Here is a 16,978-nt window from a genome sequence, read left to right on the forward strand (position 1 = left end):
GGCCCTCCGGATCCGTCCGAGGGCCCTCCCGCGTTGTCGGGACACCGGCCGGCGTCAGTGGGCGGACGCGTTCCCCAGCGGGTGTCCGAGCCGCAGATTCCAGCGTCCGGACCGGCCGGTGACCTCCGTCGCCGTGAGCGGCGGCACGTCGAGGCGCCAGAACGCGGCGCCGGGCACGTCCAGGACGTGCACCGCCACCGCGCGGACCACCTCCGGCTCCACCACGGCCACCGTCCGGCCGCCGGCCTGGCCGCACCGCTCCAGCCACCGTGCGACGCGTTCGCACAGCTCCCGTACCGAGGTGCCGCCGTGCGGTGCCGCGTCGGGATCGGCCAGCCAGCGGGCCAGCGCCGCCGGTTCGGCGCCGCCGACGTCCGCCAGCGCCCGGCCCCGCCACCGGCCCACGTCCAGTCCGGCGAGTTCCGCCGTCGCGGCGGCGTCGAGGCCGAGCGCCGAGGCCGTCTCCCGGCAGCGCGTACTGGGCGAGGAGAGGACCTGCCCGGCGGCGGGCACATACCCCGCCGCCGCCCTGGCCTGCGCCGCTCCCGCGCCGTCGAGCGAGTCGCCGTCGTCGAAACGGGCCCGCCGCAGGGAGGGAGTGGCCGCCGGTGCGATCAGGGTGACACGGGTCGTCACGAGGCCGGTTCAGCGGCCGGCGGGGGAGCGGTGCGGTCCTCGAAGGCCGCGAGGATGCGTTCCGCGGCCAGGGTCGCCGTCAAACGGCCCTCCCTCACCTGCCGTTCGAGGTGGGGCGCGGTCGCACGCACCGCCGGGTCGGCGTGCAGCCGGCCGAGCAGTTCGTCGCGGACCATCGCCCAGGTCCACTCGACCTGCTGGTCCCGCCGCTTGGCGGCCAGCCGCCCGGTGGAGTCCAGCAGCGTACGGTGCTGCTCCAGCCGCTCCCACACGGTGTCCAGGCCCGTGGAGTCCCGGGCACTGCAGTGCAGCACCGGCGGCGTCCAGAACGCGTCCTTGCCGTGCATCAGCCGCAGCGCGCCCGCCAGCTCCCGGGCCGCGGCCCGCGCGTCGCGCTCGTGCGGGCCGTCCGCCTTGTTGACGGCGATGACGTCGGCCAGCTCCAGGACGCCCTTCTTGATGCCCTGGAGCTGGTCGCCGGTGCGGGCCAGCGTCAGCAGCAGGAAGGAGTCGACCATGCCCGCGACCGCCGTCTCCGACTGGCCCACGCCGACGGTCTCCACGAGGATCACGTCGTAGCCGGCCGCCTCCATGACCACCATCGACTCCCGGGTGGCCTTCGCGACACCGCCCAGCGTGCCCGCGCTGGGAGAGGGCCGGACGAAGGCGTCCGGGTCCACCGCGAGCCGTTCCATCCGGGTCTTGTCACCGAGGATGGAGCCGCCGGTGCGGGTGGAGGACGGGTCGACGGCGAGGACGGCGACCCGGTGCCCCAGCGAGGTCAGCTGCGTACCGAACGCGTCGATGAACGTCGACTTGCCGACACCGGGCACGCCGCTCACCCCGATCCGCCGGGCCCGGCCGCTGTACGGCAGCAGCTCGGTCAGCAGCTGCTGAGCCAGCGCCCGGTGCTGCGGGCGGGTGGACTCGACGAGCGTGATGGCACGGGCCACCAGGGCCCGCTTCCCGTCGAGGACACCCTTCACATACGTGTCGAGACCGATCGCTGCCATCGGCGCTACAGGGTGTGGCCGAGGTCGGCCGACAGCTGCTTGACCAGGTCGTGGGCCGCGTCCGGGATCACCGTCCCGGGCGGGAACACGGCCGTGGCGCCCATCTCGAGCAGGGTCGGCACGTCCTGCGGGGGGATCACCCCGCCGACCACGACCATGATGTCCTCACGGCCCTCCTCGGCCAGCTTGTCGCGCAGCGCCGGTACGAGGGTGAGGTGCCCGGCGGCCAGCGAGGACACGCCGACCACGTGCACGTCCGCCTCGACCGCCTGCCGGGCGACCTCCTCCGGCGTCTGGAACAGCGGGCCGACGTCGACGTCGAAGCCGAGGTCGGCGAAGGCGGTCGCGATCACCTTCTGGCCGCGGTCGTGGCCGTCCTGGCCCATCTTGGCGACCAGGATGCGCGGCCGGCGCCCCTCGGCCTCCTCGAACGCGTCCACCAGGGCACGGGTGCGGTCCACGGACGGGGACTGGCCTGCTTCGTTGCGGTACACGCCGGAGATCGTACGGATCTGGCCGGCGTGCCGCCCGTACACCTTCTCCAGGGCGTCGGAGATCTCACCCACGGTCGCCTTGGCGCGGGCCGCGCGCACGGCCAGCTCCAGCAGGTTCTCGCTGCCGTCGGCGGCCCGGGTGAGCGCGTCCAGGGCGTCCTGGCAGGCCTGTTCGTCCCGCTCCGCGCGCAGCCGTCGCAGTTTCTCGATCTGCTGGGCGCGTACCGAGGAGTTGTCGACCTTGAGGACGTCGATCTGCTCGTCGGTCTCCACGCGGTACTTGTTCACGCCGATCACGGGCTGCCGTCCGGAGTCGATGCGCGCCTGGGTGCGGGCCGCCGCCTCCTCCACGCGCAGCTTCGGGATGCCGGCGTCGATGGCCTGCGCCATGCCGCCGGCCTGCTCGACCTCCTGGATGTGCGCCCAGGCCTTGCGCGCGAGGTCGTAGGTCAGCCGCTCCACGTAGGCGCTGCCGCCCCACGGGTCGATGACCCGGGTGGTGCCCGACTCCTGCTGGATGAGCAGCTGGGTGTTGCGGGCGATGCGCGCCGAGAAGTCGGTCGGCAGCGCGAGGGCCTCGTCGAGGGCGTTGGTGTGCAGCGACTGGGTGTGGCCCTGGGTGGCGGCCATCGCCTCGACACAGGTGCGCGTGACGTTGTTGAAGACGTCCTGCGCGGTCAGCGACCAGCCCGAGGTCTGCGAATGGGTGCGCAAGGACAGGGACTTGGCGTTCTTCGGGTCGAACTGCGCGACCAGCCTGGCCCACAGCAGCCGTGCCGCGCGCAGCTTGGCGACCTCCATGAAGAAGTTCATGCCGATCGCCCAGAAGAACGACAGCCGGGGCGCGAACGCGTCCACGTCCAGGCCCGCCCCCCGCCCGGCACGGAGGTACTCCACACCGTCGGCGAGGGTGTACGCCAGCTCCAGGTCGGCCGTCGCGCCCGCCTCCTGGATGTGGTAGCCGGAGATCGAGATGGAGTTGTAGCGGGGCATCCGCTGCGAGGTGTACGCGAAGATGTCGGAGATGATCCGCATCGACGGTTTCGGCGGGTAGATGTAGGTGTTGCGGACCATGAACTCCTTGAGGATGTCGTTCTGGATGGTCCCGGCCAGCTTCTCGGGCGGTACGCCCTGTTCCTCCGCCGCCACGATGTACAGCGCCAGCACCGGCAGCACGGCGCCGTTCATCGTCATCGACACGGACATCTTGTCCAGCGGGATGCCGTCGAACAGCTGACGCATGTCGTAGATCGAGTCGATGGCCACGCCCGCCATGCCGACGTCACCCGTCACGCGCGGGTGGTCACTGTCGTAACCCCGGTGCGTGGGCAGGTCGAAGGCGACCGACAGGCCCTTCTGGCCCGCCGCCAGGTTGCGCCGGTAGAAGGCGTTGGACTCCTCGGCGGTGGAGAAGCCCGCGTACTGGCGGATCGTCCAGGGCTGGTTGACGTACATCGTCGGGTAGGGGCCGCGCAGGTACGGCGCGATACCGGGGTACGTCCCGAGGAAGTCCAGGCCCTCCAGGTCACGGCCGGTGTACAGCGGCTTGACCCCGATGCCTTCCGGAGTCTCCCAGAGCGGCGGCGCGCCACCGGTGGCGGCTTCGACGGCCGCCCGCCACGCGTCGTCACTTCCGCCGGCGACCGGGGTCCCCAGCTCGATGCCGGAGAAGTCGGGGATTCCCATCAGGACACTCCCATGCGGTCGAGGGTCGCGGACAGCACGGTCACGGCGTCGCAGCCCGCGTAGACGTACGAGTCGATGCCGGTGTGGTCGGCCGGCCGGCCCGCCAGGGTCACGTGCCGGGCACCGGCCGCGCGCAGCGACCGGGCGGTCTCGGCGGCCCGTTCGGCGTAGACGGCGTCGCTGGAGCACAGTACGGCCTCGCTCGCGCCGCTGTCCTCGAAGCGGCCCTCGGCGACCGTTTCGATGCCGCCCGCCTGGAAGAGGTTGGCGGCGAAGGACGCGCGCGCGGTGTACTCGGCCGGCGAGCCGAGAGTGGCCAGGAAGATCCGGGGCCGGGCGCCGGTCGCCGCGAGATGGGCGTCGGAGCGGGCCCGCAGTTCCTCGTACGCCTCGTCGCGGCGCACCCGCGGCAGCCCGCCGGACGGCGGCTCGGGCGCGGGGGCGCGCTCCACCGGCTTCTCCGACAGCAGCGGGAACTCGCTGACACCGGTGATCGGTTCACGCCGCTTGGCCAGCTTCTTGGAACGCTCGGCCCAGGTCGTCGCCAGGTCGGTGCGCAGCCGGCCGGAGCGCAGCACGGCCGCCTGGCCGCCGTCCCGCTCGACGGACCGGAAGAACTGCCAGGCGGACTCGGCGAGTTCGTCCGTCAGCCGCTCGACGTACCAGGAGCCGCCCGCCGGGTCGATGACCCGGGCCAGGTGGGACTCCTCGATCAGGATCGAGGAGGTGTTGCGGGCGATCCGCCGCGCGAACGCGTCCGGCAGCCCGAGTGCGTGGTCGAACGGCAACACGGTCACGGAGTCGGCGCCGCCCACTCCCGCGGCGAGCGTCGCGACGGTCGTGCGGAGCATGTTCACCCACGGGTCGCGGCGGGACATCATCACCGGCGAGGTCACCACGTGCTGCACCTGCGCGCCCGCGTCCGGCGCCCCGCACACCTCGGCGACCCGCGCCCACAGCCGGCGGGCGGCACGCAGCTTGGCGATGGTCAGGAACTGGTCGGCGGTGGCCGCGTACCGGAACTCCAGCTGACGGACGGCCTGCTCGACGCCGAGCCCGGCCTCGGTCAGCTCCCGCAGGTAGGCCACGCCGGTGGCGAGCGAGGCGCCCAGCTCCTGCGCGGCCGAGCCGCCCGCCTCGTGGTACGGCAGCGCGTCCACGGTCAGCGCGCGCAGGCCCGGGTACGACTCGGCGCAGCGCGCGGCCAGCGCGGCGAACGGCGCGAAGTCCAGCGCGGTGCCGGTACGGGCCTCGTGGCCCAGCGGGTCGCCGCCCAGGTTGCCCCGTACGACCTCCGGGGCGACGCCCCGGCGCGCGTACAGCCGCAGCAGCGCCTCGGCGGCCGGCTCGGTGTCACGGCCCGCGTCCAGGACGACCGGCGCCAGGTCGAGGTAGACGCCGTCGAGAGCGCGGTCCAGCTCGGAGACGGGGATGCCCCCCTCACCGAGCACCAGCCAGAGGGAGGTACCGCCGTTCTCCAGGTCGGCGAGCACGGCGTGCGCCGTGCCGTCGCCGAGTGCCGCGTGCCGCTGCCGTACGTCCCAGCCGTTCGCGAGGGAGCCCTCGGGGCGGCTGCCCCGCACGAACGGGGAGAAGCCCGGCAGGCCGGGGTCGGGCGCGCTGTCGCGCGCGGTGTACAGGGGCCGGGTGCGCAGCCCGTCCTCCAACGTCGTGGACAGGGCGTCCTCAGCTGCCGCGCCGGCGACTTCCCTGCCCGACTTGCGCAGTACGCCCTCGACCAGGCGTTGCCACTGCTCATGTGTCGCGTCAGGAAACTCGGCGGCCAGTGAGAGCCCGTCGTCAGGCAGGACCGTCATGGCTCGGATGCTAGGGCAGGCCGCGGAACCGGGGGCGGCGCACGGGCTGTGAGGTTTCTCCCCTTGCGGTGGTGACCGGCACCGCTTCCGCCCGGACGGGACGCCCGCCGGTCCCGGCGCGCGCGGCGTCGGCCGCGCTCCGGTTCATCCGGGCGGGTGCCCGAGGCCCAGTTCCCCGCGCCGTACGTCCCGGGTGGACAGCGTCTGCGGGTCCGCCGTGAAGGCGCGCAGCCGCAGGCGGGATCCCCTCTTCGGCGACGCCCTGAACGCGCCGGAGGGGGCGCGCAGTTCGACGGTCGCCGTGCTGTGCGCGGCGATGGTGGCCGGGCCGCGCACCAGCGACCAGTAGCGGCTCATGCCCTGGCCGGTGGCCAGCATGTAGTGCGGGGTCAGCGCGTCACCGCCGGTGTTGGCGACCCGCAGCGTCAGCCGGGACACGGTGTACGGCGAGGTGCGCCGGGCCGCCGTGACGTCCATCCGCAGCGGTGGTCTTCCCGTCACCGCCAGCGCCGCGCTCACCAGCGCGGGTGTCAGCAGCAGGACGACGGCAGCGGCCGGGGCGGCCCGGCGGCGCGGGCCGGCCGGCGAGCGGGGCCGCGGCTGCCAGGCGTGGGCGAACTCCGGCAGGGGCACGGTGACCGCCGCCGCCAGCCACAGCGGGGTCATCATCAGGTAGTAGCCGTCCTGCGACCGGGTCGCGAGGTAGAACGCGCACCACGGCAGCACCGTCACGGCCGGCCCGAGGCGCCGCACGAACAGCACGGACAGCGCCAGCAGGGCCACGGCGAGCAGTATCCCCGCGTGGCCGTACCAGTCGAGCCGGTCGCTGCCGTGGGTGAAGTACAGCGAGACGCCGGCCAGGCCCTGGCCGTGCAGCACCGCGCCCTGGGTCAGCGGCAGGGCGACGCCCCGCAGCCACGGCCCCGGCTCGCTCACGATGAAGTACGTGCTGATCAGCAGCCAGGTGAGCACCGCTGTGCCGACGAGCCGCAGGACCACCCGCGCCGCCTCCCGTCCGCCCAGCTCGCCGCGGCGCACGGCGTACACCCCGGCCAGCAGGAACGGGGTGACGAACCACGGCAGCTGCTGGGCCGCGCACGCCGCGCCCAGGCACACGGCCCGCGCCACCCCGGCCCCGCCCAGCCGGCCGTACGCGCCGAGCCGGGGCCAGCGCACGACCACCGGGATCAGCAGGACCATGCCGATGATCGCCGGATAGCCCTGACGGGCGTACGACGGCAGGAGACCGAAGCCCAGGCAGACCATCGTCGCCGCCGAGCGCCACGGCACCGGAAGCAGCCGCCACAGCGTGACCGCGCCCACGACCAGCGCCGCCGTGGCCGCCGCTGTCGCCGGGGCGCCGCCGTGGCCCAGCCACAGCAGCGGCACGGTGAGCAGCGGGGCCAGCGGGGGATAGCCGTAGGTGAAGTCGTACCCGCCGTCGGTCGTCGGGGTGAGCGCGATGCCCGGGCCGTGGAACAGCCAGGGCCAGGGCTGCCCGTACACGGCGTGGCCGCCGGCCAGTTCCCGCGCCGCCTGTGCGGTGAGGACGGCCTCGTCGCCGCCGGCGTGGTTCAGCGCCCACGCGCACAGGGCGAGGATCACCGCGGTCACCAGCACCACCAGGTCCAGGCGGGCCAGTGAACGCGCCCGGCGGACCGTCAGGGTGAGCACTCCGGTCACCAGGATCGCGGCGTAGCAGGCCGAGATGACCCCCGCGAGGACCAGCCGGTGCGTGGCCGCCTGGGTCCACACCGACCGCGTGCCGATGAACAGGCTCACGTCGGCGAGCAGCGTCAGCACACGGTGCCACTGCGCGGGACCGTCCTGGGCTTCCGTGCGCACGGCCCGCGGAGCGGGTGCCACCTGTTGTCGTTCTGCCAAGTGCACGGCACCGCACGCTAGCGCTCACCGGTGAGCGGAGCACGGAGGCCGGTGAAGAGTCGGGTATGAGCCAGGTAAGAACCGGGCGTATGCCCACATCTGACGCGAGACGGGGCCCGGATCGGCTGCCGGGCCGGTCGCGGACCGTGTCGCTGTTGGGCCGAACAGGTGACTTGGCGTAAGAATTGGCTGGTGCAGGGATCGCAAGCGAGTCAGGTCAGGGGGAGCCGGTGAGCCGTTACGACGTCACCGATGAACAGTGGGAGGGGCTCGCCCAGGTCGTGCCACTGCGGGGCCGGGACGCCTGGCCCTCCGCGGTGAGCCACCGCTCGCTGCCCGACGCCGAGACCGAGACCCGGCGCCGGTTCGTGGTTCTTCGTGTCAATGTCTTCGCGGACGCCCGCGAGGTCGCGGAGACACTGATGGCGGGATCACCGGTCCTGCTCGACCTGTCCGGCGCGGAAGGGGACGTCGCCAAGCGTGTCCTGGACTTCAGCACGGGCGTCGTCTTCGGCCTGGGCAGCGGAATGCACCGCGTCGACCGCAACGTGTTCCTGCTCACCCCGCCCGGTACGGAGGTCAGCGGCCTGATGGAGGGTGCCGGCTGATCCACGGGCCCCGGTCCGCCGCGGTACCTGCCGTGGGCTCCGGCCCGGCGGGGTGGGTGCCGGTGGCCGTGGGGGCCGGGTGGTCGCTCGTTCGTGGGAACGGGTCGGTGGTGAAACGGTTCGCCGGTGGAGCGGAGTCTTACGGTCCGCATATGGCCGTGCCTTCCGTGTCCGCTGACCCCCCGCCGGTCGCCGCACCCCCCGGGACCGTTCCCGCGCCCTCCCGGCCGCCCCTCGACGTCCGCGCCCGGATCACCGAGCTGCGGCTGTCGGCCTTCGCCGGACACCGCGGTGCCCGGTATCCGCTGGGGCCGGTCACCCTGTTCGCGGGGCCCAGCGGGTCCGGCAAGACGACCGCGCTGGCCGCCTACGAGGCCCTCGCACGGCTCGGTGGCGGCGCCCCGCTCGCCGAGGCGTTCCGGGACCCCGCCGCCCGCGTACCGGAACGGGCGAGCCCCGACGCCGGGGGGCGGCGGGGCTTCCGGATCGGTTGTACGGCCGACGGCGCGCAGGGCCCGGTCCGGCTGGACATCGCCGTACAGGCCGAACCCGAGCTGCGGATCGTGGGGGAGCGGCTGACCGCGCGCGGAGTCGTCCTGCTGGAGACCGCCCTGCGCGACCCGGGCCGCCGGACCGTCCAGGCCGCCTGGCACACCGCGGGCTCCGCCCCCGTGACCCGCGCCCCGCTCCCCGACGACCGCCTCGGCACCGCCCTGCTGCCACTGCGCGTGGCCGGCAAGACGGACGGACAGCGCCATGTGCTGGCCGCGGCCGAGCAGATGGTCGTCGCCCTGCGCTCGGTCTTCCCCTGCGACCCGCGCCCCGCGTCCATGCGCGCCCCCGTCCCCCTGGGCTCGGGCCGGCTGCTGTCCGGCTGCGACAACCTCGCCGACGTGCTGTGGCGCACGCGCGCGCAGTGCGGCCGTCGGCACGCCCAGCTGGTCGAGGCGCTGGACGCGGGCTGCGCCGGACCGGTGGCCGACCTGGTCGCCGAGCCGCTGCCGGACGGCACGGTCCGGGCGGTGCTCGACCGCGGCGACGGCTTGCGCACCGGGCTCGCCCGGCTCGGCGACGGTGAACTGCGCTATCTCGCGCTGACGCTGGTGCTGCTGACCGGGCCCGGCGTCCTGGAGGTGGACGCCCCGGGCGAGGTACCCGACGCCCTGCGCACCCTCACGGTGCTGGCCGACGGTTTCGACCGCGGCCTCGACCCGGCACAGCGCCGGGAACTGCTGGGGCTGGCCGCGCGGATGGGCGGGCGTGGGCACATCCGCTGCGTGGCCGCGGTGAGCGACGCCTCGTGGGCCACGGGAACCCCGGACGTCACAGTGGTACACATGAACCCGTGACAGAACATCCTGACCTCGCCGGACTCCAGCGCAGACTGGCCGAGTTCGCCGCCGTGCGGAACTGGCAGCCGTACCACACCCCCAAGAACCTCGTCGCCGCCCTCTCGGTGGAGGCCTCCGAACTCGTCGAGATCTTCCAGTGGCTGACCCCGGAGGAGTCCGCCGGGGTGATGACGGACCCGGACACCGCGCACCGGGTCACCGACGAGGTCGCCGACGTGCTGGCCTATCTGCTGCAACTGTGCGAGGTCCTCGGCATCGACCCGCTGGCCGCTCTGGCCGCGAAGATCGACCGGAACGAACACCGCTTCCCGGTCCCGGAACGGGAGGACCAACAGCCGGAATCCTGAATTCCGTTATTACTCTCCGGAGTCAAATTGCCCGCCGAATCCGAATTGTTGTCCACAATTTCCGTCTTCCTCTAGCTTTTCGATCCGGATCCCCTCACGCTGGGTAGTGGACAAGAAAGAGTCCCAGCAGAGGCGCGGCAGCGCACGGAGGACGGACGGGGGGCACCGGATGGACGCGGTACGGCTCATCCTCACGAGCAGGCGTGCGCTGGCGCGCGGCGCCGACGCGGCGGAGATGATGGCGGAGGTCTGGCAGGCTCAGGCCCTGGCGCAGGCGATCGGCAGCCGCCTCGCGGTCTCCGGCCCGCCGGAGCTGCGCGGCGAGGCGCTGGGGCTGACGGAGCTGGCGGGCCGGGGCTGCGGCGTCCTGGACCCGCCCGAACTCGACCCCGGTGACCTGCGCGCCGCCCAGCTCACCGAGCTGGCCGACGCCCGCGAGACACTGCTCTGCCTCGGCGGCCTGCTCGGCGAGGTCGGCATAGCCCTGGTCGGCATGGCCAGCGCCGCGGCCGACGAGACGACGTACTGGCAGTGCATGGAGGCCATCGACGCGGCCGACGAGTCCCGTGACCGCGTCCGGGAGATGCTGCGCAAACTGGCCGCCCGGGAGGAGGTGTTACGGGAGAGCGGCAACGAGAGCAGCAGTCCCTCCGGCGCCCTGTGACGAGGGGCGGGACGGGCAGGACGAACCGACGGCCGGTCCGGTCGGGTCCTCACCCGGCCGCGGGCGGCCGTGCCGGACGGTACCGGCGCGGTCCGCGGCGTGCAGGATAGGTGTATGGACCTTCGAATTTTCACCGAGCCCCAGCAGGGCGCCACCTACGACACCCTGCTCACCGTGGCCAAGGCCACCGAGGACCTCGGCTTCGATGCCTTCTTCCGCTCCGACCACTACCTCCGCATGGGCAGTGTGCACGGCCTGCCCGGTCCCACGGACGCCTGGATCACCCTGGCCGGCCTGGCCCGTGAGACCAAGCGCATCCGCCTCGGCACCCTGATGACGGCCGGCACCTTCCGGCTGCCCGGCGTGCTCGCCATCCAGGTCGCCCAGGTCGACCAGATGTCCGGCGGCCGGATCGAGCTGGGCCTGGGAGCGGGCTGGTTCGAGGAGGAGCACAAGGCGTACGGCATCCCGTTCCCGAAGGAGAGGTTCGCCCGGCTGGAGGAGCAGCTGGCGATCGTCACCGGGCTGTGGGCGACCGAGGCCGGCAAGAGCTTCGACTTCCACGGCACGTACTACGACCTCACCGACTCGCCCGCGCTGCCCAAGCCCGCCCAGCCGAAGGTGCCGGTGCTCATCGGCGGTCACGGCGCGACCCGCACCCCCCGGCTCGCCGCCCGGTACGCCGACGAGTTCAACATCCCGTTCGCCTCGATCGAGGACAGTGAGCGGCAGTTCGGCCGGGTGCGGGCCGCCGCGGTGGAGGCCGGCCGCGACGCGGACGACCTGACGTACTCCAACGCGCTCGTGGTCTGCGTCGGCAGGGACGACCGGGAGGTGGCCCGGCGGGCCGCCGTCATCGGCCGCGAGGTGGACGAGCTGAAGGCCAACGGCCTGGCCGGCTCCCCGGCCGAGGTCGTCGACAGGATCGGCCGGTACGCGGCGATCGGCTCGCAGCGGATCTATCTCCAGGTGCTGGACCTCGACGACCTCGACCACCTGGAGCTGATCTCCTCCCAGGTCCAGTCGCAGCTGTCGTAGCGGCCTCCATGGCCCCGCCCGGTTCCGGGGAGCCGGACACGGGCCCGGGCGGTGCCGGGGGGATCGGGTGATCCCCCCGGGCCCCGCTCAGCCGCGCTGGGCGAAGCCGTAGTCCAGGATCTTCGTGGCGTCCTTGAACCGCTGGTCCACCGAGGTGTCCGCGAGCACGGTGCCCACCACGGTCCTCGAGCCGCGGGTCGCGGCGAACACCAGGCAGAACTTCGCCTCCGGCCCCGAGCCGGTCTTCACGCCGATCGCGCCCCGGTACGAGCCGAGCAGCGTGTTGGTGTTCTTCCACTCCTTCATCGCGTGCGTTCCGCCGCCGGGCCGGTAGGACTTCATGTCGGCGTAGACCTTCCTGCCCACGACCGCCTTGAACGTCTTGTTCTTCAGCGCGGTCCCGGCCAGCTTGGCCAGATCACGCGGCGAGGCGTGGTTCTTGCCGTTGGACACCCCGTCGAAGGAGTCGAAGTGGGTGTTCGTCAGGCCGAGTTCCCGGGCCTTGGCATTCATCTTGCCGATGAAGGACTTGGTGCGCTGGGCCGTCGTCGTGCCCGACCCGTAGGTGTCGGCGAGCGCGTACGCCGCGTCGCAGCCCGAGGGGAGCAGCAGCCCGTACAGCAGGTCGCGCACCTTCATCGAGTCGCCGAGGATCAGGTTCGCGCTGGAGTAGCGCTGGGTGTGGGTCACCGGGTCGATGACGTAGTCCGTGTACTCCTTCCTGATCCTCACCTTGCGGTCGAGGTCGACGTTCCGCTGGGACAGCACCACGAGCGCCGTCATGATCTTCGTGGTGGAGCCGGTGCGCAGCTGTCCGTTCGGCGCCTTGCCGAAGAGCTGCTTGCCCGTGGCCGCGTCCATCGCGTACGCGCCCTGGGCCTGCACCTGCGGCGCCGCCGCGGCGGCGCGCACCACGCCGGCGGCGGGCGTCGGCGTGACCGCCCGGGCCGGAGCGGTCGCGAGGACGCCCGCACCCAGGACGGCGCCGGCCGCCACGACGGCGGCGGCTCTCCCGCGCACCCGGACTCCCTGGCCGATGGTCATGGTTCCCCCTTCAGTCACTGGTCAGTTGACGAGCACTCACTTCATCAGGTCCCGGGTGGCGGGGGCCATAACGGAGATCACATGGAACGCCCGTGCGCCCGGGTGAGCCCTCGGCACGGCCGAGCGGAAGGCCCCGGACACAGCCGGCCCGCGGCGGCCGACAGCACCCCAGAGCCCCACGGCGCCCCGCAGGCCCCACGGCGGGCCACGGCGCCCGGCCCGGCGCCCCGGCCGGTCGCCAGGATGCGGAAAACCTCTGGTCACAGGGGCTCGGGCCCGGGAGACTCGGCACCATGTTCGTGACGATCTCCACCACCGGTGCGCCCGGCAGCCCGGCCACCGACCTGGGGTACCTGCTGCACAAGCACCCCGACAAGGCGCAGGCGTTCTCCACCTCGTACGGCACGGCACACGTGTTCTACCCCGAGGCGGACGCCGATCGCTGCACGGCCGCGCTCCTGCTGGAGATCGACACCGTCGCGCTGGTCAGGCGGGGGAAGGGCAAGGGCCGCGGCGGCGCGCCCGACGCGGCCCTCGCGCAGTACGTCAACGACCGCCCCTACGCGGCCTCCTCGCTGCTCGCGGTCGCGCTGAGCAACGTGTTCTCCAGCGCCCTGCGCGGGGTGTGCGCCGCCCGCCCGGAGCGGGCGGCCACGCCGCTGCCCCTGCGCGTCGGGATACCGGCCCTGCCGGCCCGCGGCGGGGCGGGCCTCGTACGACGCCTCTTCGAGCCCCTCGGCTGGAGCGTGACCGCCGATCCCGTGCCCCTCGACACCGAGTTCCCCGAGTGGGGCGACTCGCGGTACGTACGGCTCGTCCTGGAGGCGCGGACACTGACCCTCGCCGAGGCGCTGCGCCATCTGTACGTCCTGCTGCCGGTGCTCGACGACGCCAAGCACTACTGGGTGTCCGCCGACGAGGTCGACAAACTGCTGCGGGCCGGCGAGGGCTGGCTGGCCGGGCACCCGGAGCAGCAGCTGATCACCAGCCGCTATCTCTCCCGCCGCTGGTCGCTGACCCGGCAGGCGCGGGAGCGGCTGGAGCTGGTGCGCCTGGCCGAGGCCGACGACGGCGAGGTCGAGGACATCGACAACGCGGTCGCTGAGGACACCGGCGCGGAGGCCGAGGAGAAGCCGGCCCCGCTCGCCGTCCTGCGCCGGGAGGCGGTCCTCGCCGTCCTGCGTGGCCGCGGTGCCGCCCGCGTGCTCGACCTCGGCTGCGGGCAGGGCCAGCTGGTGCAGGAGCTGCTGAAGGACACGCGGTTCACCGAGGTGGTCGGCGTCGACGTGTCCGTGCGGGCCCTGGCCGTCGCCTCCCGCCGGCTGGGACTCGACCGCATGGGGGAGCGGCAGGCGTCCCGCGTCAGGCTCGTCCAGGGCTCCCTGGCCTACACCGACAACCGGCTCAAGGGCTACGACGCCGCCGTGCTCAGCGAGGTGATCGAGCATGTCGACCTGCCCCGGCTGCCCGCCCTGGAGTACGCCGTGTTCGGGCACGCGCGCCCTGGCACGGTCGTGGTGACCACCCCGAACGTCGAGTACAACGTCCGCTGGGAGACCCTGCCCGCCGGGCACGTCCGGCACGGCGACCACCGTTTCGAGTGGACCCGCGAGGAGTTCGGTGCCTGGGCGGCGGCCGTGGCCGGACGACACGGCTACGACCTCGCGTTCACCCCCGTCGGACCGGACGACCCCGAGGTCGGACCGCCCACGCAGATGGCCGTGTTCACCCTCACGACCACCACGGACGAGAAGAAGGAGGCGAGGGCCGCATGACCGAGACCCGCACGGGACGGGTGCTGCCCGTCACCGACCTCTCCCTGGTCGTCCTCGTCGGCGCCTCAGGCTCGGGCAAGTCCACCTTCGCCCGCAGACACTTCAAGCCGACCGAGGTGATCTCCTCCGACTTCTGCCGCGGCCTGGTCTGCGACGACGAGAACGACCAGAGCGCGTCCGGGGACGCCTTCGACCTCCTGCACTACATCGCGGGCAAGCGGCTGGCCGCCGGCCGCCGCACCGTCGTGGACGCCACCAGCGTGCAGCAGGACAGCCGGCGGCAGCTGGTCGAACTGGCGAAGAAGTACGACGTGCTGCCCATCGCCATCGTGCTGGACGTGCCGGAAGAGGTGTGCGCCGAGCGCAACGCCGCCCGCACGGACCGCGCCGACATGCCCCGCCGGGTCATCCAGCGGCACATCCGCGAACTGCGCCGCTCCCTGCGCCACCTGGAGCGGGAGGGCTTCCGCAAGGTGCACGTGCTGCGCGGAGCGGAGGAGGCGGAGAACGCCACCGTCGTCACCGAGAAGCGCTTCAACGACCTGACCCACCTCACCGGCCCCTTCGACATCATCGGTGACGTCCACGGCTGCTCGGCCGAACTGGAGTCGCTGCTCGCGGAGCTGGGCTACACCGACGGCGTGCACCCCGAGGGCCGTACCGCCGTGTTCGTCGGCGACCTGGTCGACCGTGGCCCGGACACCCCCGGGGTGCTGCGCCGGGTGATGGGCATGGTGAAGTCGGGCAACGCGCTGTGCGTGCCGGGCAACCACGAGAACAAGTACGGCCGTCATCTCAAGGGCCGGACGGTCCGCCACACCCACGGGCTCGCCGAGACCGTCGCACAGATGGCGGGGGAGAGCGAGGAGTTCCGGGCCGAGGTCCGCCAGTTCCTGGACGGGCTGGTCAGCCACTACGTCCTGGACGGCGGCCGGCTCGTGGTCTGCCACGCCGGTCTGCCCGAGAAGTACCACGGCCGCACCTCGGGCCGGGTCCGCTCGCACGCCCTGTACGGCGAGACCACCGGGGGGACCGACGAGTTCGGCCTGCCGGTGCGCTATCCGTGGGCGGAGGACTACCGGGGCCGGGCGGCCGTGGTCTACGGGCACACGCCGGTCCCGGAGGCCACCTGGCTCAACAACACCATCTGCCTGGACACCGGTGCCGTCTTAGGCGGCAAGCTGACCGCGCTGCGCTGGCCGGAACGCGAGCTGGTCGACGTACCGGCGCAGCGGGTCTGGTACGAGCCGGCGAAACCGCTGCGCTCCGAGGCCCCCGGCGGGCACGACGGCCGGCCGCTGGACCTGGCGGACGTCCACGGCCGCCGGTCCGTGGAGACCCGGCACGCCGGCAGGGTGGCGGTCCGCGAGGAGAACGCGGCGGCGGCCCTGGAGGTCATGAGCCGCTTCGCCGTCGACCCGCGCCTGCTGCCCTACCTGCCGCCGACCATGGCGCCGACGGCCACCTCGGCGGTGGACGGCTACCTGGAGCATCCCGAGGAGGCGTTCGCGCAGTACGCGCGGGACGGGGTCGCACGGGTGGTGTGCGAGGAGAAGCACATGGGCTCGCGGGCCGTGGCCCTGGTGTGCCGGGACGCGGACGTCGCCCGCACCCGTTTCGGAGCCGGGGAAGGCCCCACGGGCTCGCTGTACACCCGTACCGGGCGGCCGTTCTTCGACGACGGCAGGACGACGGAGGAGATCCTCGGCCGGCTGCGCTCGGCGGTCACGGACGCGGGACTGTGGGACGAACTCGCCACGGACTGGCTGCTGGTGGACGCCGAGCTGATGCCCTGGTCGCTGAAGGCCGCCGGGCTGCTGCGCAGCCAGTACGCGGCGGTGGGCGCGGCCTCCGGCGCGGTGTTCCCGGGCGCGCTCGCCGCCCTGGAGGCGGCAGCCGCGCGTGGTGCCGACGTCGGCGGCCTGACGGCCCGGCAGCGGGAACGCGCGGCGGACGCCGCCGCGTTCACCGCCGCCTACCGCCGCTACTGCTGGACCACCGAGGGCCTGGAAGGGATCCGGCTGGCCCCCTTCCAGATCCTGGCCGTCCAGGGCCGCAGCCTCGCCGCGCTGCCGCACGACGGACAACTGGGCCTGATCGACCGGATGGTGGAGCACGACGGCAGCGGACTGCTCCGGACGACCCGGCGGCTGTACGTCGACACCGGTGACCCGGAGTCGGTCCGCGCGGGCGTCGACTGGTGGCTGGAGATGACCGGCCGGGGCGGTGAGGGCATGGTCGTCAAGCCGGTCGGCGCGCTGGTCCGGGGCGGCGACGGACGGCTGGTGCAGCCCGGCGTCAAGGTCCGGGGCCGGGAGTACCTGCGGATCGTCTACGGTCCCGAGTACACCCGGCCGGACACCCTCACCCGGCTGCGCCGGCGGTTCCTGAACCACAAGCGTTCGCTGGCCCTGCGCGAGTACGCGCTCGGCCTGGAGGCCCTGGACCGGCTCGCGGACGGGGAGCCGCTGTGGCGGGTGCACGAGGCGGTGTTCGGGGTGCTGGCGCTGGAGTCGGAGCCGGTGGACCCGCGCCTGTAGGCGGGCCGTCACAGAAAGCCCTTGTGTCGCACGGGCGACTGTCCATATGGTGGACAGCCGTGCGACACAAGGGTGTTGGC

General features: G+C 73.3%; 13 protein-coding genes. 7 read left to right on the top strand and 6 right to left on the bottom strand.

All coding sequences use genetic code 11. The features are described 5' to 3' along the window. Positions 1-54: 54 nt before the first annotated feature. From ACF1BE_RS09470 to ACF1BE_RS09490, 5 genes are all read right to left on the bottom strand, one after another. Positions 55-636 (bottom strand): histidine phosphatase family protein, encoded by a 582-nt coding sequence (locus ACF1BE_RS09470; protein WP_392198396.1) that lies wholly within the window; start codon positions 634-636, stop codon positions 55-57. Beyond that, entirely contained in the window at positions 633-1,649 is a 1,017-nt protein-coding gene (gene meaB, locus ACF1BE_RS09475) for a methylmalonyl Co-A mutase-associated GTPase MeaB (protein ID WP_392198397.1), read from the bottom strand. The genes ACF1BE_RS09470 and meaB overlap by 4 nt, the downstream gene beginning before the upstream one ends. A gap of 5 nt (positions 1,650-1,654) precedes the next feature. Continuing rightward, a complete protein-coding gene (gene scpA / locus ACF1BE_RS09480; protein ID WP_392198398.1) occupies positions 1,655-3,829 on the bottom strand; it encodes a methylmalonyl-CoA mutase in 2,175 nt (724 codons plus the stop codon). Beyond that, positions 3,829-5,646, bottom strand: coding sequence for a methylmalonyl-CoA mutase family protein (locus tag ACF1BE_RS09485; RefSeq protein ID WP_392198399.1), 1,818 nt, complete (start codon positions 5,644-5,646; stop codon positions 3,829-3,831). Before ACF1BE_RS09485 ends, scpA begins: the two co-directional genes overlap by 1 nt. Positions 5,647-5,790: 144 nt before the next feature. Then, positions 5,791-7,536, bottom strand: a complete 1,746-nt coding sequence (locus ACF1BE_RS09490; RefSeq protein WP_392198400.1) for a hypothetical protein — start codon at positions 7,534-7,536, stop codon at positions 5,791-5,793. Positions 7,537-7,760: 224 nt separating this feature from the next. Between ACF1BE_RS09490 and ACF1BE_RS09495 the strand changes: the two genes are divergently transcribed. The 5 genes from ACF1BE_RS09495 (at position 7,761) to ACF1BE_RS09515 (ending at position 11,539) form a co-directional block, all read left to right on the top strand. Next, positions 7,761-8,138, top strand: coding sequence for a cell division protein SepF (locus ACF1BE_RS09495; RefSeq protein ID WP_121786420.1), 378 nt, complete (start codon positions 7,761-7,763; stop codon positions 8,136-8,138). 152 nt (positions 8,139-8,290) lie between these two features. Next, the gene (locus ACF1BE_RS09500; protein ID WP_392198401.1) at positions 8,291-9,487 is read left to right on the top strand and encodes an AAA family ATPase; all 1,197 of its coding nucleotides are present in this window, start codon (positions 8,291-8,293) and stop codon (positions 9,485-9,487) included. After that, on the top strand, positions 9,484-9,837 hold the full coding sequence (locus ACF1BE_RS09505) for a nucleotide pyrophosphohydrolase (RefSeq protein WP_392198402.1): 354 nt from the start codon (positions 9,484-9,486) through the stop codon (positions 9,835-9,837). Before ACF1BE_RS09500 ends, ACF1BE_RS09505 begins: the two co-directional genes overlap by 4 nt. Positions 9,838-10,006: 169 nt before the next feature. After that, entirely contained in the window at positions 10,007-10,501 is a 495-nt protein-coding gene (locus tag ACF1BE_RS09510; protein WP_392198403.1) for a DUF6099 family protein, read from the top strand. A 114-nt stretch (positions 10,502-10,615) separates the two neighbouring features. Continuing rightward, positions 10,616-11,539, top strand: coding sequence for an LLM class F420-dependent oxidoreductase (locus ACF1BE_RS09515; RefSeq protein ID WP_392198404.1), 924 nt, complete (start codon positions 10,616-10,618; stop codon positions 11,537-11,539). An 87-nt stretch (positions 11,540-11,626) separates the two neighbouring features. Here ACF1BE_RS09515 and ACF1BE_RS09520 read toward each other — a convergent pair whose 3' ends face one another. Next, entirely contained in the window at positions 11,627-12,583 is a 957-nt protein-coding gene (locus ACF1BE_RS09520) for a D-alanyl-D-alanine carboxypeptidase family protein (protein ID WP_392198405.1), read from the bottom strand. A 293-nt stretch (positions 12,584-12,876) separates the two neighbouring features. Here ACF1BE_RS09520 and ACF1BE_RS09525 point away from each other — a divergent pair, with 293 nt between their 5' ends. Then, positions 12,877-14,358: a 3' terminal RNA ribose 2'-O-methyltransferase Hen1 gene (locus ACF1BE_RS09525; RefSeq protein ID WP_392198406.1), complete on the top strand. Its 1,482-nt coding sequence runs from the start codon at positions 12,877-12,879 to the stop codon at positions 14,356-14,358. After that, positions 14,355-16,898, top strand: a complete 2,544-nt coding sequence (locus ACF1BE_RS09530) for a polynucleotide kinase-phosphatase (RefSeq protein WP_392198407.1) — start codon at positions 14,355-14,357, stop codon at positions 16,896-16,898. The genes ACF1BE_RS09525 and ACF1BE_RS09530 overlap by 4 nt, the downstream gene beginning before the upstream one ends. Positions 16,899-16,978 lie beyond the last annotated feature (80 nt).

This window comes from Streptomyces sp. NPDC014991 (genome assembly GCF_043080665.1).
Lineage (GTDB): Bacteria > Actinomycetota > Actinomycetes > Streptomycetales > Streptomycetaceae > Streptomyces.